20 protein-coding genes are annotated in these 25,717 nt (G+C 63.8%); 16 read left to right on the top strand and 4 right to left on the bottom strand.

The annotated features are described in order from the left end of the window. Positions 1-29: 29 nt before the first annotated feature. The 4 genes from IPV69_RS24130 (at position 30) to IPV69_RS24145 (ending at position 5,196) form a co-directional block, all read left to right on the top strand. A complete protein-coding gene (locus IPV69_RS24130) occupies positions 30-1,244 on the top strand; it encodes an ABC transporter permease (protein WP_206292287.1) in 1,215 nt (404 codons plus the stop codon). Beyond that, positions 1,237-2,724, top strand: a complete 1,488-nt coding sequence (locus IPV69_RS24135; protein ID WP_206292288.1) for an ABC transporter permease — start codon at positions 1,237-1,239, stop codon at positions 2,722-2,724. The genes IPV69_RS24130 and IPV69_RS24135 overlap by 8 nt, the downstream gene beginning before the upstream one ends. 208 nt (positions 2,725-2,932) lie before the next feature. Then, on the top strand, positions 2,933-4,108 hold the full coding sequence (locus IPV69_RS24140; protein WP_206292289.1) for an ABC transporter ATP-binding protein: 1,176 nt from the start codon (positions 2,933-2,935) through the stop codon (positions 4,106-4,108). Positions 4,109-4,137: 29 nt separating this feature from the next. Beyond that, positions 4,138-5,196 (top strand): ABC transporter ATP-binding protein, encoded by a 1,059-nt coding sequence (locus IPV69_RS24145; RefSeq protein ID WP_390884432.1) that lies wholly within the window; start codon positions 4,138-4,140, stop codon positions 5,194-5,196. Between the two features lie 257 nt (positions 5,197-5,453). Here IPV69_RS24145 and IPV69_RS24150 read toward each other — a convergent pair whose 3' ends face one another. Further along, entirely contained in the window at positions 5,454-6,551 is a 1,098-nt protein-coding gene (locus IPV69_RS24150) for a cytochrome c (RefSeq protein WP_206292291.1), read from the bottom strand. A 1,225-nt stretch (positions 6,552-7,776) separates the two neighbouring features. Here IPV69_RS24150 and IPV69_RS24155 point away from each other — a divergent pair. Next, a complete protein-coding gene (locus IPV69_RS24155) occupies positions 7,777-9,039 on the top strand; it encodes a DUF4349 domain-containing protein (protein WP_206292292.1) in 1,263 nt (420 codons plus the stop codon). Positions 9,040-9,380: 341 nt separating this feature from the next. On the opposite strand, the gene IPV69_RS24160 is transcribed toward IPV69_RS24155, so the two are convergent. Both IPV69_RS24160 and IPV69_RS24165 read right to left on the bottom strand, forming a co-directional pair. After that, the gene (locus tag IPV69_RS24160; protein WP_206292293.1) at positions 9,381-11,438 is read right to left on the bottom strand and encodes a Calx-beta domain-containing protein; all 2,058 of its coding nucleotides are present in this window, start codon (positions 11,436-11,438) and stop codon (positions 9,381-9,383) included. 252 nt (positions 11,439-11,690) lie between these two features. Continuing rightward, positions 11,691-13,694 (bottom strand): Calx-beta domain-containing protein, encoded by a 2,004-nt coding sequence (locus tag IPV69_RS24165; protein WP_206292294.1) that lies wholly within the window; start codon positions 13,692-13,694, stop codon positions 11,691-11,693. A 766-nt stretch (positions 13,695-14,460) separates the two neighbouring features. Between IPV69_RS24165 and IPV69_RS24170 the strand changes: the two genes are divergently transcribed. The 11 genes from IPV69_RS24170 (at position 14,461) to IPV69_RS24220 (ending at position 24,707) form a co-directional block, all read left to right on the top strand. Beyond that, complete coding sequence (locus IPV69_RS24170) at positions 14,461-14,631, top strand: Flp family type IVb pilin (RefSeq protein ID WP_206292295.1); 171 nt, start codon at positions 14,461-14,463, stop codon at positions 14,629-14,631. A gap of 180 nt (positions 14,632-14,811) precedes the next feature. Next, positions 14,812-14,991: a Flp family type IVb pilin gene (locus IPV69_RS24175; protein ID WP_206292296.1), complete on the top strand. Its 180-nt coding sequence runs from the start codon at positions 14,812-14,814 to the stop codon at positions 14,989-14,991. Between the two features lie 27 nt (positions 14,992-15,018). Then, on the top strand, positions 15,019-15,564 hold the full coding sequence (locus tag IPV69_RS24180; RefSeq protein WP_206292297.1) for an A24 family peptidase: 546 nt from the start codon (positions 15,019-15,021) through the stop codon (positions 15,562-15,564). Between the two features lie 8 nt (positions 15,565-15,572). Beyond that, complete coding sequence (locus IPV69_RS24185; protein ID WP_206292298.1) at positions 15,573-16,016, top strand: TadE/TadG family type IV pilus assembly protein; 444 nt, start codon at positions 15,573-15,575, stop codon at positions 16,014-16,016. 276 nt (positions 16,017-16,292) lie between these two features. After that, on the top strand, positions 16,293-17,288 hold the full coding sequence (cpaB, locus tag IPV69_RS24190) for a Flp pilus assembly protein CpaB (RefSeq protein ID WP_206292299.1): 996 nt from the start codon (positions 16,293-16,295) through the stop codon (positions 17,286-17,288). 94 nt (positions 17,289-17,382) lie between these two features. Continuing rightward, a complete protein-coding gene (locus IPV69_RS24195; protein ID WP_206292300.1) occupies positions 17,383-19,146 on the top strand; it encodes a type II and III secretion system protein family protein in 1,764 nt (587 codons plus the stop codon). 117 nt (positions 19,147-19,263) lie between these two features. Then, a complete protein-coding gene (locus IPV69_RS24200; RefSeq protein WP_206292301.1) occupies positions 19,264-20,400 on the top strand; it encodes an AAA family ATPase in 1,137 nt (378 codons plus the stop codon). A 221-nt stretch (positions 20,401-20,621) separates the two neighbouring features. Beyond that, on the top strand, positions 20,622-21,932 hold the full coding sequence (locus IPV69_RS24205; RefSeq protein ID WP_390884433.1) for a CpaF family protein: 1,311 nt from the start codon (positions 20,622-20,624) through the stop codon (positions 21,930-21,932). Between the two features lie 46 nt (positions 21,933-21,978). Beyond that, entirely contained in the window at positions 21,979-22,944 is a 966-nt protein-coding gene (locus IPV69_RS24210) for a type II secretion system F family protein (protein ID WP_206292303.1), read from the top strand. Between the two features lie 111 nt (positions 22,945-23,055). Beyond that, entirely contained in the window at positions 23,056-23,985 is a 930-nt protein-coding gene (locus tag IPV69_RS24215; RefSeq protein WP_206292304.1) for a type II secretion system F family protein, read from the top strand. Between the two features lie 161 nt (positions 23,986-24,146). Beyond that, positions 24,147-24,707: a hypothetical protein gene (locus IPV69_RS24220; RefSeq protein ID WP_206292305.1), complete on the top strand. Its 561-nt coding sequence runs from the start codon at positions 24,147-24,149 to the stop codon at positions 24,705-24,707. A 204-nt stretch (positions 24,708-24,911) separates the two neighbouring features. Here IPV69_RS24220 and sdhB read toward each other — a convergent pair whose 3' ends face one another. Beyond that, positions 24,912-25,703 (bottom strand): succinate dehydrogenase iron-sulfur subunit, encoded by a 792-nt coding sequence (sdhB, locus tag IPV69_RS24225; RefSeq protein WP_206292306.1) that lies wholly within the window; start codon positions 25,701-25,703, stop codon positions 24,912-24,914. Between the last annotated feature and the right edge of the window lie 14 nt (positions 25,704-25,717).

The raw sequence follows: 25,717 nt of genomic DNA on the forward strand, positions 1-25,717 counted from the left end.
TCTTTTCCCCTCCGTCGCCGGTCGCCAGGATGTTCAGTTACCTCCTCCGACGAATCCTGCTCTTCTTCCCGACGCTGATCGGCGCAACCGCCGTCATCTTCATGGTGATGTCGCTGGCCCCCATCAGCATCGTGGACGTGCTGCTGCCGCCGGGCGGCGACCTGCTGCCCGGGCAGCGGGCGGTCCGTGAGCAGTACATCCAGGAGCGTTACGGCCTGAACAAGCCGGCGTACGTGCAGTACTTTCGCTGGCTCAACAAGATCAGCCCCGTCGGCTTTGAAACCTGGAAGCGCGACGACCCCGAAGTCGTCGCGGTCAAACAGCAGGAGCAGGAACAGCGCAAGGCCCGCATCAAGGAACTGATGGCGACCGGCATCGCCGAGCCGGCGGCGACCGAACAGGCCCGCAAGATCGACCTCAGCCCCGACCCCGGCGACCTGCGGCTTAACAAGCCCACCTTCAAATCGCCGGACCTCGGCACCAGCATTATCCAATCGCGCCCCGCGGTCGATCGCATCCGCGAAGCGCTGCCCGTCTCGATCATCCTCGAATTGCTCTCGCTGCCGCTGTCGCTGGCGATCGCCGTCTACACGGGCATTCGCGCGGCACGCGTCCGCGGCCAGCTTCAGGACAAGGGCATTGGTTTTGTGCTGCTGGCGCTTTACTCGCTCCCGGTCATATGGGTCGCCGTGATGCTCCAGGGTTACCTGGCCAACGTCGAGTACCTCAAGTGGTTCCCGACCGACGGCCTGCACGAACTGCGATCCGAAGAGATGAACTTCCTGCCGACCTTCTCCGGCGGCTTCCAGCGGGGCTACCTGCTCGACGGGCTCTGGCACCTGGTGCTTCCGGTGATCGCACTGAGCTACGGATCGGTCGCGTACTACTCCAAGCTCACGCGGACGTCGCTGCTGGAGGTCCTCGGCGCCGACTTTGTCCGCACCGCCCGGGCCAAGGGCCTGCCGGATAACGTCGTGACCTACCGCCACGCGTTCCGAAACAGCCTGCTGCCGCTGATCACCGTCTCGGCGAGTTTTCTGCGCTACCTGGTCACCGGGTCGATCGTGGTCGAGACCATCTTCGGCATTAACGGCATGGGCCGGCTCGTCGTCATGTCGCTGATGGCCAATGACTTCGAGCTGTTCCTCAGCACCTCGGTGATCATTCTGGTTCTGCAGCTCGTCGGCAATCTGCTCGCCGACGTGCTATATGTCATCGCCGACCCGCGGGTGACCTATGACTAGCGCCGCCAACCCCAGCTACGCACCCGTCCCGCCCGCGACCGACGACGCCCCATCCGGGCGTCGCGGCAAGCCGCAGTTTCGTTCCCTGCTCGGCCAGGCGATCTACGACACCTTCGGCGATACCGGGGCGCGATTCGGCGCGATCTGGATCGCGTTTATCGCCGTCATTGCCGTCTTCGCGCCGTTCATCGCCAACACGCACCCGTTCATCCTCCGCCTCAAGGGCGGCGGACTCGAGTTTCCGCTGTTCCGCCATCTCCAGGCCGTCGACCTGATCCTGCTGATGGTTTTCGTACATTCACTTTTCGTGATCGTGCGCAAACCGGGATCGGGGCTGGTCCTGGCGCTGATCTCTTGGCCCATCGCGGTCGTTGGAATCGTTACCGCCATCGTCAAATTCGGGCTCGCGATCGTCACGATCAGCATCTACCGCCCGGCGACCGTCGACCCCTCCACCGGAATGGTGCTCGGCTGGGTCATCTGCATCGTGATTCATCTGGTCCTGCTGGCGCTTTTTGTCGTCGGCGCATGGACCCTATGGATCGCGTCCAAAAAGCTCGCCGCCGAGACCATCCTCGACGGCAACCACCAGGCGCTCTGGATCAGCGCGGTCGTCCTGATCGGCCTGTCGCTCGTCGCCGTCTACAAGGTCAGGCCGCCGGCCGACGGGATCTATGAACGTTACCGTGACGCCGAGCGGGCCGGGCAGGTCGAGACGATCGTTCGAACCATCATCCCCTACAGCGCCAACGACCGCCTGCGCGACACGCCCGAGGACACCCTGACCGGCCCGAGCCGTCGGCACTGGCTCGGCACGACCAACTTCAGCGAGGACATGCTCAGCCGCATGATCCACGCCTGCCGCGTAACCCTCGCGATCGGCCTAATCGCCACGTCGATCTCCACGATGATCGGCATCGCGATCGGCGGCCTGATGGGGTACTACGCCGGCTGGCTCGACCTCATCGGCATGCGGCTGATCGAAATCTTCGAAGCCATTCCCACGCTGGTGCTCCTGCTGATCGTCACCGTCGCGATCGGGCGGAATCTGTACCTCATCATGGTGGTCATCGGCCTGCTGTCGTGGATGTCGGATGCCCGGTTTATTCGCGCCGAGTTCCTGCGCATCCGCAAGCTCGACTACGTGCAGGCCGCCGTCGCGGCGGGCCTCGGCCGCATGAGCATCATCTTCCGCCACATGCTGCCCAACGGCGTATCGCCGGTGTTCGTGAACGCCAGCTTCGGTATCGCCGGTGCCATTCTGCTCGAGAGCACGCTCAGCTTTCTGGGCCTAGGCCTCGGAGCCGAAGACCCGAGCTGGGGCCAGTTGCTGAACCAGGCGCGTTCCGGCGGCACCGGTTTCGTCTGGTGGATCGCCGTCTTCCCCGGATTCGCTATCTTCCTGACCGTGTTCTCGTACATTCTCATCGGCGAGGCGATGCGCGACGCGATCGACCCGAAGCTGAAGAAGTCGCAATGAAGCGGCGGCCTCAGGACATACTTACAACCACGGAGCACACGGAGAGCACGGAGAAAAGCAAAGACTGAGAAGAGACCATGAAACCACCTGCACGTTTCGATCAATCTCGCCACTCGCGCCAATTACCTATGGCGGTCGTCTCTGTGTCTTCCTCCGTGCTCTCCGTGTCCTCCGTGGTTCATTCTTCTCTGCCGCAAGAGGCATTTTGATGCAGACACCCCTCCTCGAAATCCGCGACCTCAACATCGGCTTTGACACCAGCCGCGGGCAGGTGCGGCCGGTGCGCGACGTCTCGTACACCGTCTTCCCCGGCCAGACGCTCGCCGTCGTCGGGGAATCGGGGTGCGGCAAGTCCGTCACTGCGTTGTCCATCCTCCGCCTGATCCCCGAACCGCCGGGCCAGGTGCTCGGCGGGCAGATCCTGCTGAACGGCCGCGACCTGCTCGCCCTCAGCGAGAAGGAGATGCGGTCGGTTCGCGGCCGGGAGATCGCGATGATCTTCCAGGAGCCGATGACCAGCCTGAACCCGGTCTACACCATCGGCGACCAGATCGTCGAAGCTGTCACCCTCCACCAGCACGTTGGCACGAAAGAGGCCTACGCGATCGCCGAGAAGGCGCTGAACGACGTCGGCATCGCCGACGCCCACCGGCGGCTCAACGAATACCCGCACCAGATGTCCGGCGGTATGCGACAGCGGGTGATGATCGCGATGGCCCTCTCCTGCCAGCCCAAGCTGCTGATCGCCGACGAGCCGACCACCGCGCTCGACGTCACCATCCAGGCGCAGATTTTGGAGCTGCTCCAGAAGCTGCAGCGCGAGCGCGGCATGTCGATCGTGCTGATCACGCACGACCTCGGCGTCGTCGCCGAAAACGCCGACGTCGTCGCCGTCATGTACGCCAGCCGGGTGGTCGAGTACGCCAAGGTCGAAGAGCTGTTCGACAACCCGCTGCACCCGTACACCGAAGGGCTGTTTTTGTCGGTGCCGAAGCTGGGCGAATCGCACGACCGGCTCAACACCATCCGCGGCACGGTACCGAACCCGGCTTCGTTCCCGACCGGGTGCAAGTTCCACACCCGCTGCGCCCGCACGTGCGAAAAAGCCGCCGCCGCGACGCCGTCCGACGTCGTCTCGATCACCGTGGAAGGGGAACCCGTGAAGGTGCTGCGCCGCTGCACGGTGGATGAGCCGACGCTGCGACAGATCGCACCAAGCCACTGGGCGGCATGTCATCAGCTCGACGGCTACGATAAGGCGCCCGCGCCCCGGCCGTCGCTCACCCACCGCCGCGAGTCGGAAGCCAACTTCGTCGACGTCGGCGGGGGAGATGTACGGGCCGGCCAGACAGCCATTCCCTACGCCAAGGAGGCGGCCAAGTGACCACGATCGGTATCCGCCAATACGGCTACATGCCCGCCCCGGCCGTCGAGCCGCTACTGAAGGTTCGGAACCTCAAGACCTGGTTCCCGATCAGGAAGGGCCTGTTCTCCAAGGTCGTCGGGCACGTGAAGGCCGTCGACGACGTGAGCTTCGAAGTCGCCCCGGCCCGCACGCTGGGCCTGGTCGGCGAATCGGGCTGCGGCAAGACCACCGTCGGCCGGACGATCCTGCGGCTCATTCCCGCCACCGGCGGCGAAGTCAGCTATCGCGGCAAGGACTTCTTCGCCTACAAGGGCGACGAGCTCCGCCGCCTCCGCCGGCAGATGCAGATCGTCTTCCAGGACCCCGTCAGCAGCCTGAACCCGCGCATGACGATCGGCAACATCATCGGCGAGCCGATCGAGGTCCACGGCATCGCGACGGGGTCTGAGAAGCGCGACCTAGTCGCCTCGCTGTTGAAGCGCGTCGGCCTCGATCCCAGCTACGCCGTCCGCTACCCGCACGAGTTCTCCGGCGGCCAGCGGCAGCGCATCGGCATCGCCCGGGCGATCTCGCTCAACCCCGACTTCATCGTCTGCGACGAGCCGGTCAGCGCGCTCGACGTCTCGATCCAGTCGCAGATCCTCAACCTGCTCAACGACCTGCAGCAGGAACGGCAGATCGCGTACCTGTTCATCGCGCACAACCTGGCGGTGGTCGAGCACTTCTCCGACGACGTCGCGGTGATGTACCTCGGCCGCATCGTCGAAAAGGCCGCCAGCAGCGAACTCTACGCCAACCCCAAGCACCCCTACACGGTGGCGTTGTTGTCGGCCGTCCCCGAGACCAACCCGCGGCCGAAGAAAAAGCGGATCGTCCTGCCCGGCGAAGTCCCCAGCCCGGCCAACCCGCCGACCGGCTGCCCCTTCCACCCGCGGTGCCCGCTGACGCGCGAAGTCGCGAAGCAATCCCAGGGCAGCGACCTCGTCCAGATCACCGTCGGCGGCCAGGGCGCAACGGTCATGGCGCGATGCGTTCACGAACAGCAGCAATTGGAGCAAAAGGAAGGCGAGCAAGGCCACGTCGCCGCGTGCTGGCTGGCGACGTGACGCGGGGGGCTTCCAAAGGAGCCGCACGAAGTGTACTCACGGAGTAAGCGGGAAGACCCTGAACCGTCAAGGTTGCCGGTTACTGGCACGGATCCCGCTTACTCCGTGAGTACACTTCGTGCGCGGCTCCTCGACGGCTGATCGGTGTTCGTTGCGTCTTCTGGCTTCGCTACCAGGTCCTTCGGCGTACCTCAGGATGACAACGGGGAGAGACCGACCTCTTAACCCCATCACTCCTCCACCCCGACACCTCCCCATCAGTCTCTGAACTTCGCGTGGCACGACTTGCAGGTCTGCGTGACCACTTTGAACTGCTTGTCCAGATCGGCTGGTGCCACGCCGGGTCCCTGGGTCAGCATCTCTTCCAGCGCGGTCGCGTCTTTGTTGGCCTCCTGCATCAGTTGCAGATACGCTGGCGGACGGGCGGTGGTGTCTTTGTCGCCGATCAGAAACCGGTAGTAGTCGGCCAGCTTGCCGGCTTCGGCGGCGGGGGCGAGCGCGGGGTGATCGTTCGGCACCTTCCAACCGGATTTCTGGATCAGCTTCAGGTTCTCCGTCGCGACGTCGATCTCGACCATCGTCCGGGTCGTCCCCTGCGGGCGGACGACTTCGGGGAAGTTGCCGTCGATCGCATCGAGAATCGCCGGCATGACCTTGGTGGCATTGGCGGTGCAGGCGTACAGGCCTTTGTAATCTGGTGCGGTGCCGGAGACTTTCATGCGTTCGACCGCATCGACCGGCGACATCCACCCCAGCGTCACCACCGCCGACCCGAGCGCCCCGGCGCTGCGGTGCTTGCCGTGATGACAGTGCATGTAGAGCGGCTTGGGCAGATCGCGAACCGCCCGGGCCAGTTCGAGCTTGCGCTTCTCGTCGAACCCGGCGTAGGTGATCGGCAGGTGGATGTACTTCAGGCCGTACTGGGTCGCCTTGTCGAGTTCGGGTTCCGATCCGTCGACAGAGACGATCGTCTTGATGCCCATCTTCTGGAGGGTCGCGAACCCTTCGTCACCCTCGGGGACCGAGCCCGAATAGACGTTGGGCGCGTAGGCAACGACGTTGTGCAGGCCGGGGTAGTCGAGTGGCCTGTTGTCGGCGAGCGTGGGAACGCCCGCCGCCCCCGTGAAACCCGCCGGCTTGCCGGCGGCAACGGAGGGTTTGGTATCCGCCGTTGCGGTGTGTGCCTCGACAGGGTTCGTCGCAGGCGAGCTTGCAACATTCTGCGCCGGGGCCTGCGCTGGGCCGGACGGAGGCGTCGGCCCGCCACACGCACCGATGCCGAGCGACGCGACCGCCGCGACCGCGACGCGCCAGAAGCTGGCAGGGCGACGGCCGATGTTCCCAAAACTCTTCATGTGCACGTTCCCCATCGGTTCTGATCCGGGCGACCATCCCTACGACGATCCGCGGAGCAGACGGTAACGACCTTACGGTTCCCGATGCAAGGCAATCGCGCGATGTCTGCTCAATCGGACATGGCGAGGCGCGAAAGCTCTGTTCGCAAACAGCACTTGCAAATTTTCGCCATAGACTTAACATATACCGTACATATGCACGGACGTCGGTACGGTCCTGGCAAGACGTGCCGTCGATCCTTCTCCGTGCGCCGGCAGGCGGGTGTGATCCGTTGGCCTGGCGTGAACTCCACGGGGACGCATGAAAACTGGCCGGACTCGGGCGATCGCCGTCGATTGCGCCGGGTGTTCTTCATTTGAGCCCGCGCACGCCGTGGCCGGGCCGCGAGGAGGTGTTCCTGGGTTCGTTCGGCGAATCCGTCTTGGGTTCGTTCGGCGGATCGGTCCTGGGTTCGTTCGGCGGACGCTTCTTGGGTTCGTTCGGCGAAGTCGACAACGCAGACGCGGAAAGCCGTCCAGAGAACCTCCTTGCGGTTTCGCCAAAGCAGCGACGTCGGTCTGTCGCATTGACCCGGGCATTCTCGGGTTCGTTCGGCCAGATGGCGCAGGCCCGGGCGGGACGGCCGTACCACGACGATCTCGGGTTCGTTCGGCAGACAAGCCGACGGCGCAGCGTACTCGCGGAGCCTCGGGTCCCGCCGGTCTCGACTGGCGCGGGTTTGAGGGGTCCCGGGAGGATTCCTCGGGTTCGTTCGGCAATCCGAGCAGGAGGCGCCAGTCGCATGAGTCAACCGTTCGGGACATCGGTAGACCCCGAAGGGGTCAGCGATGCTTGCCACGGGTGGAGCGAAGGCGGCGAAGCCGACGTCGCGGAACCCGTGGATCGCGATCTGAGATATCCCTCTACCCCGGCGGGGCAGACGATCGGTCGATCGGCGGAACGCCTTCCACATGTGACGGCTCGTCCGCCCCAGCCGGGGCGGTGGAGAGGATGTCCGTCACCACGGGTTCCGCGGCGTCGGCTTCGCCGACTCGCTCCACCCGTGGCAAGCGGCGTCGGCCCCGCCGGGGCCAAAGACTAAAGGACGACGGTATATGGTGACGTCACGACCGCCGGCCGAAACTTGTCGTCACGTGGACATGCAGGGGATGGGACGCGTGAACCTTTCGTCATCCTTGTGCACTATATCCATGGGACTGCTCATACTTTCCAATGGAGACCGCCATGCTTCGAACCATTCTGACCTGCCTAGCCGTCGCTGCGATTCTGATGCAAAGCATCGGATGCGCAAGTGCAATGTCTTTCGATAGCGGGAAAGTGTTTCAGGAGACGCAGACGGTCGTCCAAGAATCGCCAACGTTCATCCCCGGATCGACATCCGCAGTGCCCGGGGCCATCGGAAGCGACGTCCGAGCGACCGGTAGCTTTGAACTGTCACGTCCGACACTGGTGTCAAATTGGATCGATCCTAGCCAGTTGGAGGCAAAAGAGATTCGGCCGATCCACGCCGTCGCCGACGCCAAACCTGTCGACCCACGCCTCGTCATCTACTCGGCGTCCTTCAAAATCGTCGTTGCAGACGTCGCCGGCACGTTGCGGTCCCTTCAAGCGACCGCCGACAAGCTCGGCGGGTACATGCAGGAGATCGGCGGTTCTGTCATTACCTTCCGCATCCCCGCGGCGAAGTTCCAGGAGGCCTGCAAGCTCGTCGAAGACTCCGGCGAGGTCGTCGATCGGCAGGTGCGGGCGCAAGACGTCACCGAAGAGATGCGCGATCTCGGCATCCGCCTGGACAACGCCGAGAAGCTGCGCGAGCGTCTGCTGGAACTGCTTAAGAAGGCCGACAAGGTCGAGGACACGATCAAGATTGAAGCCGAGCTGACGCGGGTCGTCGAACAGATCGAGCAGACCAAGGGGAAGATCCGCTACCTGACGTCGCAACTGGCGATGAGCACGATCCGCGTGGAGCTCAATTCGCCGGTCCCGCAGAACGCCCGCGGCACCGGGCCGAAGCTGCCGTTCAGTTGGGTGGAAGAGCTGGGCGACGGGCTGGTGGCGGGGCAGGTGCAGCAGCAGACGCGGAAGCTCGGCTATTTCTCGACCGGCCCGAAGTTCGCCCCGCCGGCCGGGTTCGTTCGGTATTACGAGCAGTCGACAGAAGTCGAAGCGATGGACGCCGAGGGACTGCGCCTGCGCGTCCTGCGCCGCCCGAACGTCGACAAGGCGGCGCTGAGCTTCTGGCAGGCGCTGGCCCGCAAGTCGCTCGTGGAAGGCCGGGCTCTGGCGGTCGGCAAGCAGGAGGGAGATGCAAACTACTACTTCCTTAGCGGCACGCGAGAGGTCGGCGGTCATTCGCTGGGCTATGTCCTGGGCATCAAGCGCAGTGACGACCATGTCGCAGTGTTTGAAGCATGGGGACCGAAAGACCAGGTCGAGAAGGCGGCGGCAGAGCTGCGGAAGTCGGCGTTAAGTGTGGATGCCCGGTGAGGTGCGGGTGATCGGGGGGTGATGTCCCGTGATCAAGGGCGTGTTGGTCGACGAATGGAGGATTCACCACGAAGGCACGAAGAACTCGAAGTGCCACGAAGAAGACATAAAGGCTGTCATCCTGAGGTACTCCGAAGGACCTTGTAGCCGAACCAAGAGGCGCTCGGCCACGGATGCCCGGTCGAAGGGCGATCAATCATCGATCACTTCTTCGCCTCGGACACCAGGTCCTTCGGAGTACCTCAGGATGACAATTTCGCGACTGCTCTCGCTTTCTTCGTGCTCCTCCGTGCTCTTCGTGCCTTCGTGGTGAATCCGGAATCCGGCCGGCCGCCGGTTCACTACGCGTCGTCGTTCGCCACGATGACCTTCGCCGAATCGCTGGCGAAGACGCCGTTCTTGATCGACAGGAGGCTGAGATGAAAGTCTTCGTCGGCTTCGATCGTCGAGTCGCCTTTGACTTCGACGGTGATCGTCTTGCTCGTCGGCCCGCCGGGGGCGAACGCGAGCTTGCCGGCGGCATGCTTGTAGTCGGTGCCGCTGACGGCCGAGCCGTTGGCGGTGGCGTACTTCAGCTTGACCGTCTTGGCGGGGCTGCGGTCGATCGACACGTTGAACGTCACCAGCTGCGTACCGGCGTTGCCTTCGACCACGCTCACCAAGGCCGGCGAGATGCTGATGATCGGCAAGTCCGAAGCGCCCGCGGCGGGGATCGACTTGGCACCGGCCGACGGCGGATGAACGCCGTTGTCCTGGATCGTGATCGTCGAGACGCCGGCACCGATGTCGGCGTTCTTCGCGTCGAACAGGTTGACGCTGAAGTTCTCGTCGGCCTCGGCGACCTGGTCGCTCTTGACCATCACGGTGATCGTCTTGCTCGTCTGCCCCGGCTCGAACTTGAGCTGGCCGACCGCTTTCACGAAGTCCGCGCCGCGGACCGCGCCGCCGTTGGGGGTGCTGAAGCGAACCTTCACCTTCTGGCTGGACGCCTCGCTCAGCGAGACGGTCAGTTGGACGGCTTTCTGGCCCGAGATCGCTTCGACGACCGTCTGCGAGCCCGGCGTGATGGAGACGACCGGCACGCCGGTCGTCACCGGGGGAACCGTCGGCGGAACGGCGGGGGGCACGGCCGGCGGAACAGTCGGTGGGACCGTCGGCGGGACGACCGGTGGAACAGTGGGCGGAACGGTCGGCGGAATTGTCGGGGGTACGGTCGGCGGTGTCGGGGGCGGAACCACCGGCGGGACGGCCGGGGGAATCGTGGGTGGAACGGCCGGCGGCGTGACGACCGAGCCGGCCGGCATGATGTTCGTCACGATGTAGATGTTGTCCTGGAAATCGTAGTTGGGCACGCTTCCCGACACCGGGATGCTGTAGTCCTGCACCATGAAGAACGTGCCGGCGATCGCGTTGCCGAAGTGATCGCGCACCGGGAAGAACCGCACTTCATGGCCGCCGCCGAACTGCGGGCGGGCGTTCTTCGTGTCGTCGCTGAAGCTGTTGTCGACCTTGAAACCGAACGGGCTGTTCGTCGTAAAGCTGCCGGCGGCGGGGGCCGTGCCGCCAAGGATGTTCGGCAACAGCGTCTGGCTGGCGGCGCCGTCGTGGCGGAAGATCAGGTTGTTGGTGTTCGAGCCCTGGTTGAACCAGCTCACCGGTACGTTCTGCCCCTGGCCGTGATACGCGGCGATCTGTCGCACGCCGACCGACTTGGCAGGGTTCACGCGCTGCCAGTAGCCGCTGACGACTTCTTCGCCGTAGTACTGAGCTTCGCTGCCCTGGCTGAGGAAAGTCGTGTGCGGCGGCGCGATGTTGGTCTTGTAATCCAGCAGCAGATTGATCGTCGTCTGCAGCGAGGGCTCGTTGTTCTTTTCCGAGTGCGTCTGGAACCAGCCGGCGAGGCCTTCGGTGAAGGTGGCGTTGGCGGCGTCGTTGGTCGCGAAGGTGAGCGAACCAATGTGCGCGCCCGCCTGCGTCTGGTTCGTCAGCCCGGCGGTCTGGTTGTAGGTGAAGGCCGGCGGCGTCGTCGCGTTGAACTTCACCGTCACGTTCGCCGACGCGCCTGGCGCGATCGCCGTCGGGAACGATCCGACGATCTGGAACGGGCCGCTGACGTTGAGGTTCGAAAGCTCCAGCGGTTCGTCGCCGACGTTCTTGAGCTTCAGGATGCCCTTGTCTTTGAAGGTGTTCGGCGTGTTCTGGTCGAGGTTGGCGATCTTGGTGAAGACCATCCGCTCGTAGCCGGGGACGATGTCGAGGTTCTCGACGACCAGGCTCGCGGACATGAGCTGGCGGCCTTCCAGCGGTTCGACGACGCAGGAAGGGATCGCGGCGACAACCGCCTGCGAACGAAGGGCCGACGACCGGGACTTGGAGGATGTAGACCGCTTGCCGAACACGCTGAGCTCCTTGTGAGTTACATCAGGCGTCTGGCGGAGAACCGCCAGTGCCGCACTGATTGAGACACCGGTACCTACGGAAAGGCGTGCCGCGTCCGGATGGCGGGAACAGGGCTGACCTGATTAGGGCATGATCAGTAGGCAGTACGCAGTAAGCAGTACGCAGTGAGGAAAAGAAGAAAGAGTGGCGACCATCCAAGCTGGCCGCCACTCTTGTCTTTTCTGCGTACTGCTTACTGCGTACTGCCTGCTTTATGCGTCGTCGTTTTGAATGATGCCCTGCGCCGAATCGGTGGCGAAGACGCCATTCTTGATCGCGAACAGACTGACGATGAACGCCTCGTCGGGTTCGGCAACGGTATCGCCTTTAACGGCGACAGTAATTGTTCGCGTCGTCGGGCCGCCGGGCGCGAACACGAGGCTGCCGGACTTGGGCTTGAAGTCGCTGCCCTTGGTCGCGGTACCGCTGGCGGCGGCGTACTTCAGGGTGACTTTCTTCAGCGGCGCGCGGTCGACCGCTACGTTGAACGCGTACAACTGCACGCCGGTGTTACCCTCGGCGAGCAGCGGGACGGCGGAAGTGATGCTGACGATCGGCAGATCGGTACCCTCGGCGGGGATCGCCTTGCCGCCGCCGGTGGTCGGCTGAACGCCGTTGTCCTGGATCGTCACCGTGGATTGGGCGGTTCCGATCTGGGCATTGGACGGCTCGGAGAGAGTCACCATGAACGACTCACTGGCTTCGGCCACCTTGTCGCTCTTGACCAGCATCTTGATGGTCTTGGTCGTCTGGCCGACCCCGAACTTGATCACGCCGGTCGCCTTGCCCGTGTAATCGGAGCCTCGCTTGGCTTCAATGTCGGTGGTCGAAAAGCGAACCTTCGTCTTGTAGCTGACCGGCTGACTGAGCGAAATCGTCAGCTCGACCTTCTGCTTGCCCTTGAGTCCTTCGACGACGGACATCGCCGGCGGAGACAGGGAGATCGTCGGGGGTACCGGCTCAATGACGATCGGTGGCGGCGGCGGAACCGACGGGGGAACCGTCGGCGGAACGGTCACCACCGGAGGAACGGTGGGCGGCACGGTCGGTGGGACCACAGGAGGTACCGTGGGCGGGACGGTCGGTGGGACCTCCGGCGGAACCGTTGGCGGTACGACCGGCGGCACCACGGGTGGAACGGTCACCGGCGGTGGCACCGCACCGTTGGCCGGCGTGATGTTCGTGACGATGTACAGGTTGTCCTGGAAATCGAAGTTCGGCGGCGACCCGTTCACCGGGACGGCGTAGTCCTGGACCAGGAAGTAGGTGTTGGCGAGCACGTTCCCGAAGTGATCTCGCACCGGGAAGAAGCGAATCTCGTGACCACCGCCGTATTCGGGCTTCTTGTTCCTCGTATCGTCGCTGTAGCTGTTGTCGACCCGGAAGCCGAACGTGCTGTTCGTCGAGAAACTGCCGGCCGCCGCGCCGGTACCGCCCAGGATGTTGGGCAGCAGGGTCTGGCTTGCGGCACCGTCGTGGCGGAACAGGAGGTTGTTGGCACCACCCTGGCTGTGCCAGTAGATGGGCACGTCATTCCCCTGACCGTGATACGCGGCAATCTGCCGGACGCTGACCGACTTTGCCGGGTTGGCTCGATTCCAGTACGCGCTGACCACCTCTTCGCCGTAGTACTTGGGGGTGTCGGCCTGTTCGAGCAGAACGGTCTTGGGCGGCGCGATCACGGTTTTGTAATCGAGCAGCAGGTTCACAATGGTCTGAAGCCCGGGCTCGTTGTTCCGCTCCGAGTAGACCTGGTACCAGCCGGCCAGGCCCTCGGTGAAGGTGGGGTTTGCCGGGTCGTTGGTCTTGAAGGTGAGCGACCCAATGTGCGCTCCGCCACGCCGGGGCTCGGTGATTCCGGAAGTCTGGTTGTAGGTGTAGGTCGGCGTCGAGGTGGCGGTGAACTGGAGGGTAACTTCTGCCGACCCGCCCGGCGCGATGGACGTCGGAAAACTGCCGACCACCTTGAACGGACCGCTGAAGGTGATGTTGCTGAACGTCAGAGGCTCGTCGCCGATGTTGCGCAACTTCAGGACGCCGGTCTCTTTAACCTTGTTCGGCGTCGTCTCGTCGGGGTTGCCGATCTTGGTGAAGACCATCCGCTCGTAGCCGGGGATGACGTCCAGGTTTTCCACCTGAAGGCTGGCGGACAGGAGCTGGCGGCATTCCAGGGTCTCAACAACGCATCGGGGCGTCGACACAAGGGCGGCGCGCATCCGTGCGGCATTGACAAACGAGGGACTGGAATGGGACCGCATCGACATCACGCTCATCTCCTGGAACTTACACCGAGTGTGCCGAGTTCGTCGGCACGGGGGTACATCTTCTGACACAGCGTAGAGCCTCGACAATGGCAATTACATCCGGTAACGACCGAATTGCCCTGTTTAGGGCAGTAAATCCTTGCGTTCGAAGCCTGCCACGCCCGGGCGATCAGGCCCGCTGGCCGGATCGCCGGACGGTGCCCGCCGCTGTCGTTATAGGTAGCGGTGGCCGGTCGTGGCGACTGAAAATTCCCGCTCGGGGCGATTTTAATCGTTTTGCCGACCCGAACCGAGGCTCCAAAGGTACGCAATTCGAGTCCCCGCCGTTCGATACAAACCGGAAATCGCCAGTCCGACGCCGGTTAAACGTCACAAACTGACCGATTACCCCAGACGTCCGGGAAAACGGGGCAGGAAACGGAGGTTTGTCCGCTGTTTCACAACCGACGTGCTTAAGGGGGTGCTCAGCGGGGTCGATGCAATGCGTGCAGTCGGAAGTTTCTCGATCAGGTGGTGGCCGGAAGGCCTTACCAAGACCTGACGGGAAGCGGCCGGCCCGACGGGTCGCGTGTGGGCGGTCAGTCGGGGCGCAGTTGCGCCGCACTCGTGCAAGATCCCCCAGCCGGGCGGGCCTCCGCCCCGGAACTGGCCTGTAAGGGCAATCGGGGCGGAATCGTGCCGAGAGACAGTGGGTCGCCTTTTAGAACAGGAGTTTCCAATGAAGGCGATGAAGAAGTTGGTGTCGAAGCTGGTTCGGGATGAGCAGGGTGGCGAGGTTCTCGAGTACGCCCTGATTGCCGGTCTGATCGTCGTGGCCGCGATTGCCGCGATCACCTCGGTCGGCAGCAAGGTGCTTGCTCGCTGGACGTCGTTGAACTCGTCGCTGTAAGCGACAACTCACGCGACGCACGCAAGACACGTCGCGCCCATGGCCAACTGCTGTGGGCGCGACTTTTCGTTATCGGCCGTCGTGACTTGTCATGGGCATGTTCCCCCGCCCGTGGTCACCGACGACTTGAATGCAAGGGGCATCGGCGGTTGGCCATGCCATGCGCGAAAGGTGGAGATCGTGAACGCTCGGAAAATCCAATCCGTTGTTGTCCGCCTGATCCGCGACGAGTCGGGTGCCGAAGTCATGGAGTACGTCCTGATCGCCGGCCTGATCATCGTCGGCACGATCGCCACCATCGCGGGCCTGGGCACCAAAGTGCTCGGCCGGTGGACGTCGGTGAAAAACTCATCGCTTTGAGCCGATAGCAGCCACATGAAGACGCTTGTGCCCTTCCTTCCTTACGCGCCATTGCTGGCCCTGCTGGTCTGGGCCGCGATTGTTGACGTACGTCATCGCCTCATTCGCAACTGGCTGACCGCGTCACTGGTGATCGGGGGGCTGATGCAGAGCTGCTTCGCCGGCGGGACCATTTCCCCGTGGCAGTCGCTGCTGGGCATACTCACCGCTTTCGCACTGCTGATCCTGCCGTTCGCACTCGGCGCCGTCGGCGGCGGCGACCTGAAGCTGATGGCGGGCATCGCAGCCTGGGTGGGCCCCGTCCCGGTGATCGCAATCTTTCTTGCCGAAAAAGTCATCGGGCTTGGGATCGTCCTGGTGCAGGCGTCGGCGGCGGGGCGGCTGCGCGAGTTGTTCCGCAACTCTGCAGTCCTGGCCGTCAACATTGCCCACGTGAATTCGCTGGGGGTCGAACACACCCAGGAGACGGGCCGACAGTTCCGCAGCATCGACCGTCCGCTGCCTTATGCCGTACCGACCCTGGTCGCGACGGCGATGTACCTGCTTTACACCGTCGGAGGGCTCAAGCTGTGACCAACCTCATGCAACAGATCAAGCGCAATCGTTCCGCACGCCGCGTACGCCGCGGCAATGGCGTGCTCGAGGCGGCGCTGGTGCTGCCGGTCCTCCTGGCCCTGAGCATGGGCATGGTGGAGTTCGGGCAGTTCTTCTACATGAAGCACACGATCCAGGCCGCCAGCCGCGACGGCGCCCGGACCGCCATCCTCAGCAGCACGACACATTCGGCCGCCCAGACCGCGATCACGAACACGATGAACTCGGCGAATGTCGCCAGCAACAAGTACACGGTCACGTTTACGAACGCCTCGACCAGCGCGACGATCAGCGACGTCGGTTCCGTCGCCAAGGGAACGGGGATCAAGGTCACCGTCTCGGCGACCGCAGGCACCGTGAGCGTCCGCCCGCTCGGGGTGATCCCGGCGAACAAGGCGATCGTCGGCGTGACGACCATGATCAAGGAATAGTCAAAGCGATGTGTTGGAGCCGAACGCAACCACCCACGGACGATCGTCCGTGGGTGTTGCCGTTTGTCACTGGTCACTGGTCTCTGCCCCTATAACGAAAATCGCCGCTCGCCGTCACGTCCGTTACCGATACCCGAGACAGAAATCCCAGAAGGCGCATCACAGGTCGTAAAGGTATCCCGAATCCGCGCCGAAGCAGAATCTAGCTGGAATCCTGTCATCGGGGTGTTGCGTTGTGACGCGAACGAATCCCGCCTGACGCGAAGTGGAGCTGCCATGAACGTGAAGAGTTTCATCCCCCTGATCGCCGCGGTGCTGCTGGGCCTCATCGCCCTGGTTGTGGCTCGCAGCGCGCTGAACAAGTCCGGCACGGCTCAGACGAAGGACCCGGTCATCGGGATCGTCGTTGCCACCAAGGACCTTCCGCCGGGCAAGGAACTGGCCACCGACGACCTGGTCGTCACCCGACTGCCGGCCGAATCGATGCCGAGCGGCTCGTTCCGCACGGTCCAGGAGTTGATCGGCCGCACGACATTGCAGCCGCTGGTTAAGGGCCAGTCGATCGTCGAGCCGCTGCTGGCACCGACCGGTGCCAAGGGTGGTCTGATGGGACTGATTCCGAGCGGCCACCGCGCGATGACCGTCGAGGTCAACGAGTTCAGCGGTCTGGCCGGCATGCTCCAGCCAGGGGCACGCGTCGACGTGGTCGCCGCGCTTCGGGACGAGAAGGGCCAATCCGCAACCCGCACGATCCTGCAGAACCTGGAGGTTCGCGCGGTCGGTCGGAACATCAACCCCGCGCCCGTGGTCGAAGGCGCTCCGCCGCCGCCGCCGAGCAACAACGTCACGCTCCTGGTCACACCACGACAGGCCCAGATCATGAACCTCGCGACGCAGAACGGTCGGCCGTGGCTGGTGCTGCGTAACAACCTGGACAAGGAAACGCCGGACTCGGAACTGGTCACGCTCGCCGAACTGACATCGGGCAGCGGCCGGTCGAAGTCGCCGCAGGACGATGTGATGACGCCGGCCACCAAGCCGACGCTCACGATGGCTGACATCTTCACGTCGGTCACGCCGCCGCCGTCGCGTTCTGCCGCCCGCGTGGTGCAGGTGATCCGCGGTGGTGTCGAGTCGACGGTGAAGTTCGACGAGGAGCGCGCCGAGCACAAGCCCGCGGCAACGCCGGCGACCAAGCCCGTCGCGCCGCCGTCACTGTTCGGCCAGGGTCGTGCCATCACCGGCACGGACTCTGAAAGCAAACAGGACTAGCGTGGGCTTGACCTGAACATCCAATCCGTCGTCGTCAAAAGCAAACAGAACGTCCGCCGCAGTGGGGAGCCGAAACAGAAAGGCACGAAGCAACATGTCGACCTTCAATCAGAACAACGATCTTTCGAACCAGAAGACGCTCGATGAGGCCTCGAACGTGTCCGATGAACGCAAGCGGTCCAGGCGTCGCCTGCGGGTCGCCGCGGCGATCGGCGCCGCGCTGCTCGTGCCGTACGTCATTTACGCCGACGACAGCAGTCCGGTCGTCAACCCGCCGGCGATTGAACTGCCGGCCGGCGACGCGCTTCCGGAGTCCGCTCCGGTGACGCCGATCGTGCTGGCCGAACCGGCAACGCCCGCCCCGGCCGCCGCGCCGGCGACGGCACCGGCAACACCTGCCACGGCACCGTCGGCTGTCACGCCAATCGCGGCTCCCATGCTCCCGGGCACACCCGTGATCGCCACGACACCCGCCACCCGCCCGGCCGACGCCGTCGCCAGCCTCTTCGAAAACGTTTCCGGCAGCGGCCCGGTCAAGATGCTGGTCGGCCGCAGCATGGTCCTTAAGACCAAGGCGCCGTTTAAACGAATGAGCCTCACCCAGCCCGAAGTGGTCGGGGATAACCTGGTCGATCCCACGAGCATCCTGTTGACGGCCAAGAAGGCCGGCGTCAGCCAGCTCATCGTCTGGGACGACAAGGACCGCAGCGAAGTCCTCGATATCGTTGTTGACGTTGACCTCAAGCTACTGAGCGAACTGGTCAAGACGCATTTCCCGACCGCGACCGTCGAACTCTCGGCCGTCAATGGCACGCTGGTCGCCCGCGGCCGGGTTCCCAACCTTCAGACCGCCGAGCAGATCACCGAGATGCTGGGCGCGTACGGCAAGGTGCTGAACTTCCTGGAGATGGCCGGCGGACAGCAGGTCATGCTGCAGGTTCGCTTCGCGGAAGTGTCCCGCACCGCCAGCACCGAGCTGGGCGTCAACTTCGGCATGAACGACGGCACCGGCAAGTTCCAGGTGCCGATCGGCGGCACGCTCGCCAAGGCGGCCGGCGGCAACGTCACGCTGATCGGCGGGGGCAGCATCGGCAGCACCCAGTTCGACATCCTGGTGTCCGCACTCCGCAACAACAGCCTGCTCCGCATGCTCGCCGAGCCCAACCTTGCCACCCTCAGCGGCAAGGAAGCCGAGTTCCTGGCCGGCGGCGAAATCCCGATTCCGGTTCCGCAGTCGGGCGGCGGCAACGGCACCACCATCACCATCGAATACAAGCAGTTCGGCATTCGCCTGGCCTTCACGCCCATCGTCCTGGGCGACGGGAAGATCCGAATCCAAGCGTCGGCCGAGGTGTCGGAACTGGACTACACCAAGAGCGTGTCGGTCGCCGGCACCCAGGTTCCCGGCCTCTCGAAGCGCACCGTCACCACGACGATTGAGCTGAGCGAAGGCCAGACCTTCTCTCTTGCCGGCCTGCTGAACAACAAGGTCACCGCCAACAAGTCGGCTGTGCCGCTGCTGGGCGATATCCCGATCCTGGGCGCCCTGTTCCGCTCGGTGAAGTACGAGCGTAACGAGACCGAACTGGTCGTGCTGGTGACGCCGCGTCTCGTCGAAGCCATGAACCCGAGCCAGGTTCCGGAACTCCCCGGCGAGCGTTGGAACTATCCGAGCGAGAGCGACCTGTTCATCAAGCAGTACCTCGGCGGCCCGGGAACGGATCCCGGCTCGGCGAACAAGCCCGCACCGTCGGCTTTCCGCGGACCCTACGGATTCGTGCCCGTTAGCAATCCCGTGACATCGGGTGCGGCTGGGCAGCGGGTGACGAGCGTCAATCAGGATGCGCGCCCGGAATAATTGATGTAATCGTCAGCACAGTAGGAAAGTCCCTGTCGATTCGGGGCGATAGCTCAATGTGGGAAGGTCCGTGCCGCGATAGGGCGGCAAAACCCCGGACCTAGACGAGAGATCGCTATGTTTGTCCAACTGACCTGTGCAATCGTCGATGCCGACGCCTCCAATCGCCAGGAGATGGCGGCATTCCTGTCCCGGTTCGGGATACCCGTCATCGCCCAGTTGGCGACCGTGGACGGATTGCCTGCACTGCTCGGGCGTTCGGAAGCGCCGCAACTGGTGATTGTCAATCTCGACCCCAATGCGCCGGCGGCGCTTCGCGCCATCGGTCATCTGCCGCGCCAGAATCCCGGCGTCAGTTTCTTCGTGATGTCCCAGCTGCTCGACGCGAACCTCCTGATGGAGGCGATGCACCTGGGCGTGAAGGAATTCATCCCGCTCCCGATGAGCGAGGAAAAGTTCTCCAACGCGATCGAACGCGTCGCCACCGCCCACGGCGCGGGCAAGAAAGCCCGGATCATTCATGTCGTGCCAACGGTCGGCGGATGCGGCTCGACAACCGTCGCGTGCAACGTCGCCGCATCGCTCGCCAAGAGCGGCAAGACCGTCCTGGTGGACCTCGACCTGATGCGCGGCGGTGTGGCAAGCTGCTTCGACACGCGGCCCCGCTTCACAATCGCCGACGTCATGGAAGCCGCGGAGAAGCTGGACAAGACGCTGCTCGACAACGCACTGGCGGTTCACGCCAACAGCAAGGTCGCGCTGCTGGCCCGTCCCGAGCTTCCTGAAGACACACAGCGCGTCAACGGCCCTGGCGTCAGCCGGCTGCTAAACCTGCTCGGCCGGCTTTTCGACTACGTGGTGATCGACTCGGTGATGAGCATCGACCCGATCTACTCGGCCGCGATCGCCGCCGCCGACGTCAACATCCTGACCATGCAGCTCAACATCCCCAGCGCCAAGAACGCCGAGCGATTCGTCGGCGCGATGCGGCGGATGGGCGTCGAGGCGAACAAGATCAAGATTGTCGTCAATCGCTATGTGAAGAAGGGGAACGACATCGAGCCTGAAGAAGTCGAACGGGCCCTGGGACTGAAGGTCTCCTGGACCGTTCCCAACGACTTCAAGAACGCGATTCAGGCAATCAACTTCGGCGAGCCGGTCGTGCTTCGGGCACCGAGGTCTGACATCAGCCTGGGCCTGACGGCGCTGGCTCAAGGGCTGGACAATCGTGCCGGCAAGGCATTGGCGGCCTGATAGGCCAGCACGTCATCCCGGGGTGATCCCGGCTGCGTGCCTCTGACGTAACGGGAGATTCGATGGGTCTGTTCAGTCGCAGCAATTCCTCGGCCCCGGTCATCGACGCTCCGGCGCCCCTGATCGCATCGCCCGCCTCCACCGAACCCAAGCCGGCGGCAATGCCGGTCATCGCGCCGCCGGCCTCGAACCTGCGCATGGGCGCGGCCGTCGCCAACTCGATGGCGTCGTCCATCGCGCCGGTGCAGAGCGAACGTCAGCTCTACCTCAATCAGCTCAAGGTCAAGATCCATCAGAAGCTGGTGGAGCGGCTCGACGTGCAGAACCTGCGCACGCTGCCGCCCGATACCGTCCGCGCCGAAGTCCGACTGCTCGTCCGCGAGCTGTGCCAGTCCGAAAAGGGACTGATCAGCAGCCAGGACCAGGAACGGCTGATGGACGACATCATGGACGAGACTTTCGGCCTGGGCCCGCTGGAGGCCCTGCTGAAAGACCCGACCATCAGCGACATCATGGTCAACCGCGCCGACCGGATTTTCGTCGAGCGCAAGGGCCGTATCGAACTGGTTGATACGCGTTTCCGCGACAACGCCCACCTGCGGCAGATCATCGATCGCATCGTCGGCCTGGTCGGCCGGCGCGTGGATGAAACAAGCCCGATGGTGGACGCCCGACTGACCGACGGCAGCCGCGTCAATGCGATCATTCCACCGCTGGCCCTTGATGGTCCGGCGATGAGCATTCGGCGGTTCGGTTCCAAGCCGATGCAGTTGGAAGACCTGATTCGCCACGGCGCATTTCCGCCGGCGGTGATGGACTTCCTGTCGTCGGCCGTGCAGGCACGGGCCAACGTGTTGATCTCCGGCGGTACCGGCTCGGGCAAGACGACGCTGCTCAACTGTCTGAGCCGCTACATCCCGGCCGACGAGCGCGTCATCACGATCGAAGACGCCGCCGAACTTCAGTTGCAGCAGCCGCACGTGGTTCGCCTCGAAACCCGCCCGATGAACGTCGAAGGCAAGGGTGAGGTCAACCAGCGCGACCTGATCAAGAACTGTCTGCGTATGCGGCCGGACCGAATCATCATCGGCGAGTGTCGCGGTGCCGAGGCGCTGGACATGCTCCAGGCTATGAACACCGGTCACGAAGGGTCGATGACGACCGTCCACGCCAACAACGTCCGCGACGCCCTGGGCCGGTTGGAAGTGATGGTGGCGATGTCCGGATTCGACATCCCCGCCAAGGCGATGCGCACGCAGATTGCCAGCGCGATTCAGATCGTCATCCAGGCCCGGCGTCTGACCGGCGGTCGCCGCAAGGTGACGACGGTCAGCGAGATCAGCGGGATGGAAGGGGAGAACATCCAGATGCACGACCTGTTCGTGTTCGAACAGTCGGGCGTCGATGGGGACGGGCACGCGACAGGGCGGTTTGTCTGCACGGGTATTCGACCGCGATGTGCCGAGCGCATCGAACACCGCGGGATCCGTCTGCCGGCGGACCTGTTCATGCGACGCGTGATCGACATCTGATTGATTCGGGAACAAGAGACTTCAGAACAGACGTTGCGAGCTAACCATGGACATCGAATCACTCATCCTCCCCGGCCTGATCGCAATGGCGGTCGGATTGGCCATCTGGGGTGCTTTCAGCCTGGCTGGCGGGCAGAACCGCGAGAAAAAGCGGCTCTCCCAGCGTCTGGGCAACGAATCGAGCACCGAGCAGCAGATCACCGACCAGTTCAAGCCGCTTCTGCGGGTCACCGCCGTCTCCGGCGTGCCGCAGTTCCTGGCCAACAAGTCGTTCATCCAGTCGCTGAACCGCAAGCTTCTCCAGGCCAGCCCGGGCTCGAGCCTCGGCAAGCTCTTTTCGCTCGCATTCATCCTGGCATTTGTCACGTTCTTCGTCGCGTTTGCGGTCGGCGGATCGCTGGCCGTCTCGGCGGTCGGCGCGGCAATCGCCGGCTACCTGCCGTTCTTTCACCTCAACGGCAAATGCAACAAGCGTCAGCGGCAGATGGCCGACCAACTGCCCGAAGCGCTCGATTTCCTGTCCCGCGTTCTTCGTGCCGGTCACAGTTTCAGCACCGGCCTGCAGATGATGGCCGACGAGCTCCCGCAGCCGCTGGCCGGCGAGTTCCGCCGCTGCTACGACCAGCACAGCCTCGGACAGCCGCTCGACGAATCACTCAAAGACACGGCCGGCCGTGTCGATAACACCGACTTCTCCTTCTTCGTGACGGCACTGCTGATTCAGCGTCAGACCGGTGGCGACCTGTCGGAAGTGCTCGGCAACATCAGCCACATGATCCGCGGCCGAATCCGCCTGCAGAACCAGGTCCGCGCCAAGACCGCCGAAGGTCGGTTTACCGGGTACATCCTGGTCGCGTTCCCGGCGGTGATGTTCGGCCTGGTCTACACGCAGAACCCTGAGTACTGCCACAAGCTGCTGACCGGCGACGGTCGCTACCTGCTGGGCATCGCACTGGGCCTGCAGATGGCCGGTTTGTTCACGATCAAGAAGATCACGACGATCAAGGTGTAGGGGGGCGGCGAAGTCAGAAGTCAGGAGTCGAAAGTCAGAAAGACGTTCGATTCCCACCTTCCGACTTCCGACTCCTGACTTCGGCCTCGAAGAGGCCCCCAAGAGGTCACTATGGACGAACTTACTCTCCTCATCCTCTGCGGTGCCGGCTCGATCGGCCTGATCGGCTTCTTCGTGATGAAGATGGCGATGGGCGGCGGCGGCGAAAACAAGCTGCGCAATCGTCTGGCCAAGGGGCCGACCGATGCCGAAACGCTCGCGTCCAAGAAGACCTCTTTCAAAAGCGATCTCAAGGGCGCGTTCACCCGGCTTGGCCAGGCCGCGGCCGAACCCTTCATGCCCAAGAGCCGGGAGAAGATCTCCGGCTTGCGACAGTCTTTGAACAAGGCCGGCCTTTACAACCCATCTACGCTGCGAACCATGATGGGCGCCAAGCTCATCTTCCTCATCGTCGGCGTGGTGGGGGGCTATGTCATCGGCGTCACCACCGACAAACTGATGATGATGCTCTCGCTCGGCGGCATCATCGGTTACATGGCGCCACAGTTGTGGCTGCGGCTGCGTATCACCGCCAACCAGAAAGCCCTGACCTTCGGCCTTCCCGACGCGCTGGACCTGATGGTGGTTTGCGTGGAAGCCGGCCTGACCGTGGACGCCGCGATGCAGCGCGTTGGCCAGGAACTGGGCCTGGCCCATCCGGCAATCGCCCGGGAGTTCGGCATTGCCCACATGGAAACCCGCGTCGGCCTGACGCGTGGCGATTCACTTAAGAACATCGGTACCCGCACGGGCAACTCGGGCCTTCAGTCGCTGGCCGCGATGCTCGTGCAGGCCGACCGCTTCGGTACCAGCATCGCCCAGGCACTGCGGGTACACGCCGAGACGCTCCGCCTGAACCGCCAGCACGCCGCCGAAGAGCTGGCTGCCAAGGCGTCGGTCAAGATCAGCTTCCCGCTGGTGCTGTTTATCTTCCCCTCGACGTTCATCGTGCTCTGCGGACCGGTGATCATCGAGCTGATGAGCAGTTCCCTCTACAAGTGATGTGCCGAATCGGCCGAAAGCGGAAGAGTGGAATGTGGATCGTCAAAGGCATGGGGTGGCGATCCGCGGTCTGAAATCTGCGATTTGAGATTTGAGATCGACGCTTCGAGATTGAACTCCGAGATTCAAAGTCCGAAATCCGAAAGGCTCAAGGTAACGCTATGACCAACACACCCAACAACATCAGGTCAGTAATGCTCAAGGTCCTGGTCGGCGCGGCGATGCTGGCATCGCTGCCGACGATGACGGGTTGCAGCAAGTCGCAGCCGCAGCAGGCCGACAAAGACCTGACCGGCATCGCCGGCGAACAATTCACGTCGCCGGATGAACCTCGCCAGGTGCACCGCGTGTTTGACGCCGCCGCCGCCAGCGGCGCCCGCGCCGACGCGACGCTGCACGCCTGCCATTTCGACGCCGGCAATCCCACCGCCCTCAATTCGCTGGGCGAGAACAAGCTCGACCTGATGATGTCGGACGACGACGCGCTTCCGATGGCGATCTACCTGAACGTCTCCGGCGATGAGAAGCTCGCCGGCTGCGAACAGTCCGTTCGCGTGTACCTTCGCGATCGCGGCCTCACCGACCAGCAGGTCAAGATCGTCGCCGGCCGCAACCCCGGCGGTTACTCCCCGACCGCTCCCAGGATCAAGGACGCCCAAGCCGCCGCGGCCAAGGCTCCGGTGCTCAACGGCAGTGTGACTTCAGGCGGGGCCGCCAAGTAATCGTGGTGTCTTCCGGAGAGAGAATGCCAAGGCCCGCCTGAGAAGCCGCGGTCATCGACAGACCGGGCACGAAAATAAGACGCCGGGACGAGTTGGAGAGGCTCGTCCCGGCGTTATGTTTTAGGCGATTGTCGAACGAGGGCCGTCGGAAAACGGATATCGGCTTCCGTTCGACAATCAACGATCGACTTTCGAACCGGGCGATCACTTCATGAAAAACTTCTTGAGCGAGTACACGGTCGCCTGCCGCTGAACCGCGGCGATGCTTTCCAGCAGGGGGATTTCCTTCGGGCACACTTCGGCGCAGTTCCCGGCCTTGCCGCAATCACCGACGCCGCCTTCGCCCATCAGTGCTTCGAGGCGTTCTTCCTTCAGCGCCTTGCCGGTCGGGTGCTCGTTGAAGAGCCGGGCCTGGCTGATCACCGCCGCACCGACGAAGTGATTGCTGGGCGTGTATTGCGGGCAGGCCTCCAGGCAGCAGCCGCAACTCATGCAGCGGCTCAGCGGATAGGCCGTCTCCTGCGACTTCTGCGAAACCGCCGGCCCTTTGCCCAGATCGTAGGTGCCGTCGATCGGCACCCAGGCCTTCACGCGCTTCAGATCGTTAAACAGCCGCGACCGATCGACGAACAGGTCGCGAATGAGGGGGAACTTGCCCATCGGCTCGAGCGTGATCGGCTGGCCGGGTTCGCCCACCCGATCCACCAGCGCCGAACAGGCCTGACGAGCCTTGCCGTTGATGACCATCGTGCAGGCACCACACACTTCTTCAAGGCAACCACTGTCCCACACGGGGGTAGTGGTCTCTTTACCGGCCGTGGTCTGCGGGTTGGCCGCGATGTACTGCAGGCATGAGATGATGTTCATCTGCGGCCGATGCGGCACTGAGAACTCCTCCCAGCGCTGCGTGCCAGGCTTGTCGGGGGCGTCCTGTCGTCGGATGCGAATCGTCACCATCCGATCGCTTGCAGTCCTGCCGTTGGCGGGGGAAGTCATTGTCGATTTGGATT

Source organism: Humisphaera borealis (genome assembly GCF_015169395.1).
Taxonomy (GTDB): domain Bacteria; phylum Planctomycetota; class Phycisphaerae; order Tepidisphaerales; family Tepidisphaeraceae; genus Humisphaera; species Humisphaera borealis.

Coding starts and splice junctions, on each gene's coding strand:
- IPV69_RS24195 (WP_206292300.1), top strand. CDS start 17,383: ATGTCGACCTTCAATCAGAACAACGATCTTTCGAACCAGAAGACGCTC.
- IPV69_RS24205 (WP_390884433.1), top strand. CDS start 20,622: ATGGCGTCGTCCATCGCGCCGGTGCAGAGCGAACGTCAGCTCTACCTC.
- IPV69_RS24135 (WP_206292288.1), top strand. CDS start 1,237: ATGACTAGCGCCGCCAACCCCAGCTACGCACCCGTCCCGCCCGCGACC.
- IPV69_RS24140 (WP_206292289.1), top strand. CDS start 2,933: ATGCAGACACCCCTCCTCGAAATCCGCGACCTCAACATCGGCTTTGAC.
- IPV69_RS24150 (WP_206292291.1), bottom strand. CDS start 6,551: ATGAAGAGTTTTGGGAACATCGGCCGTCGCCCTGCCAGCTTCTGGCGC.
- IPV69_RS24215 (WP_206292304.1), top strand. CDS start 23,056: ATGGACGAACTTACTCTCCTCATCCTCTGCGGTGCCGGCTCGATCGGC.
- cpaB (WP_206292299.1), top strand. CDS start 16,293: ATGAACGTGAAGAGTTTCATCCCCCTGATCGCCGCGGTGCTGCTGGGC.
- IPV69_RS24185 (WP_206292298.1), top strand. CDS start 15,573: ATGCAACAGATCAAGCGCAATCGTTCCGCACGCCGCGTACGCCGCGGC.
- IPV69_RS24145 (WP_390884432.1), top strand. CDS start 4,138: ATGCCCGCCCCGGCCGTCGAGCCGCTACTGAAGGTTCGGAACCTCAAG.
- IPV69_RS24200 (WP_206292301.1), top strand. CDS start 19,264: ATGTTTGTCCAACTGACCTGTGCAATCGTCGATGCCGACGCCTCCAAT.
- IPV69_RS24170 (WP_206292295.1), top strand. CDS start 14,461: ATGAAGGCGATGAAGAAGTTGGTGTCGAAGCTGGTTCGGGATGAGCAG.
- sdhB (WP_206292306.1), bottom strand. CDS start 25,703: ATGACTTCCCCCGCCAACGGCAGGACTGCAAGCGATCGGATGGTGACG.
- IPV69_RS24165 (WP_206292294.1), bottom strand. CDS start 13,694: ATGCGCGCCGCCCTTGTGTCGACGCCCCGATGCGTTGTTGAGACCCTG.
- IPV69_RS24130 (WP_206292287.1), top strand. CDS start 30: ATGTTCAGTTACCTCCTCCGACGAATCCTGCTCTTCTTCCCGACGCTG.
- IPV69_RS24155 (WP_206292292.1), top strand. CDS start 7,777: ATGCTTCGAACCATTCTGACCTGCCTAGCCGTCGCTGCGATTCTGATG.
- IPV69_RS24210 (WP_206292303.1), top strand. CDS start 21,979: ATGGACATCGAATCACTCATCCTCCCCGGCCTGATCGCAATGGCGGTC.
- IPV69_RS24220 (WP_206292305.1), top strand. CDS start 24,147: ATGACCAACACACCCAACAACATCAGGTCAGTAATGCTCAAGGTCCTG.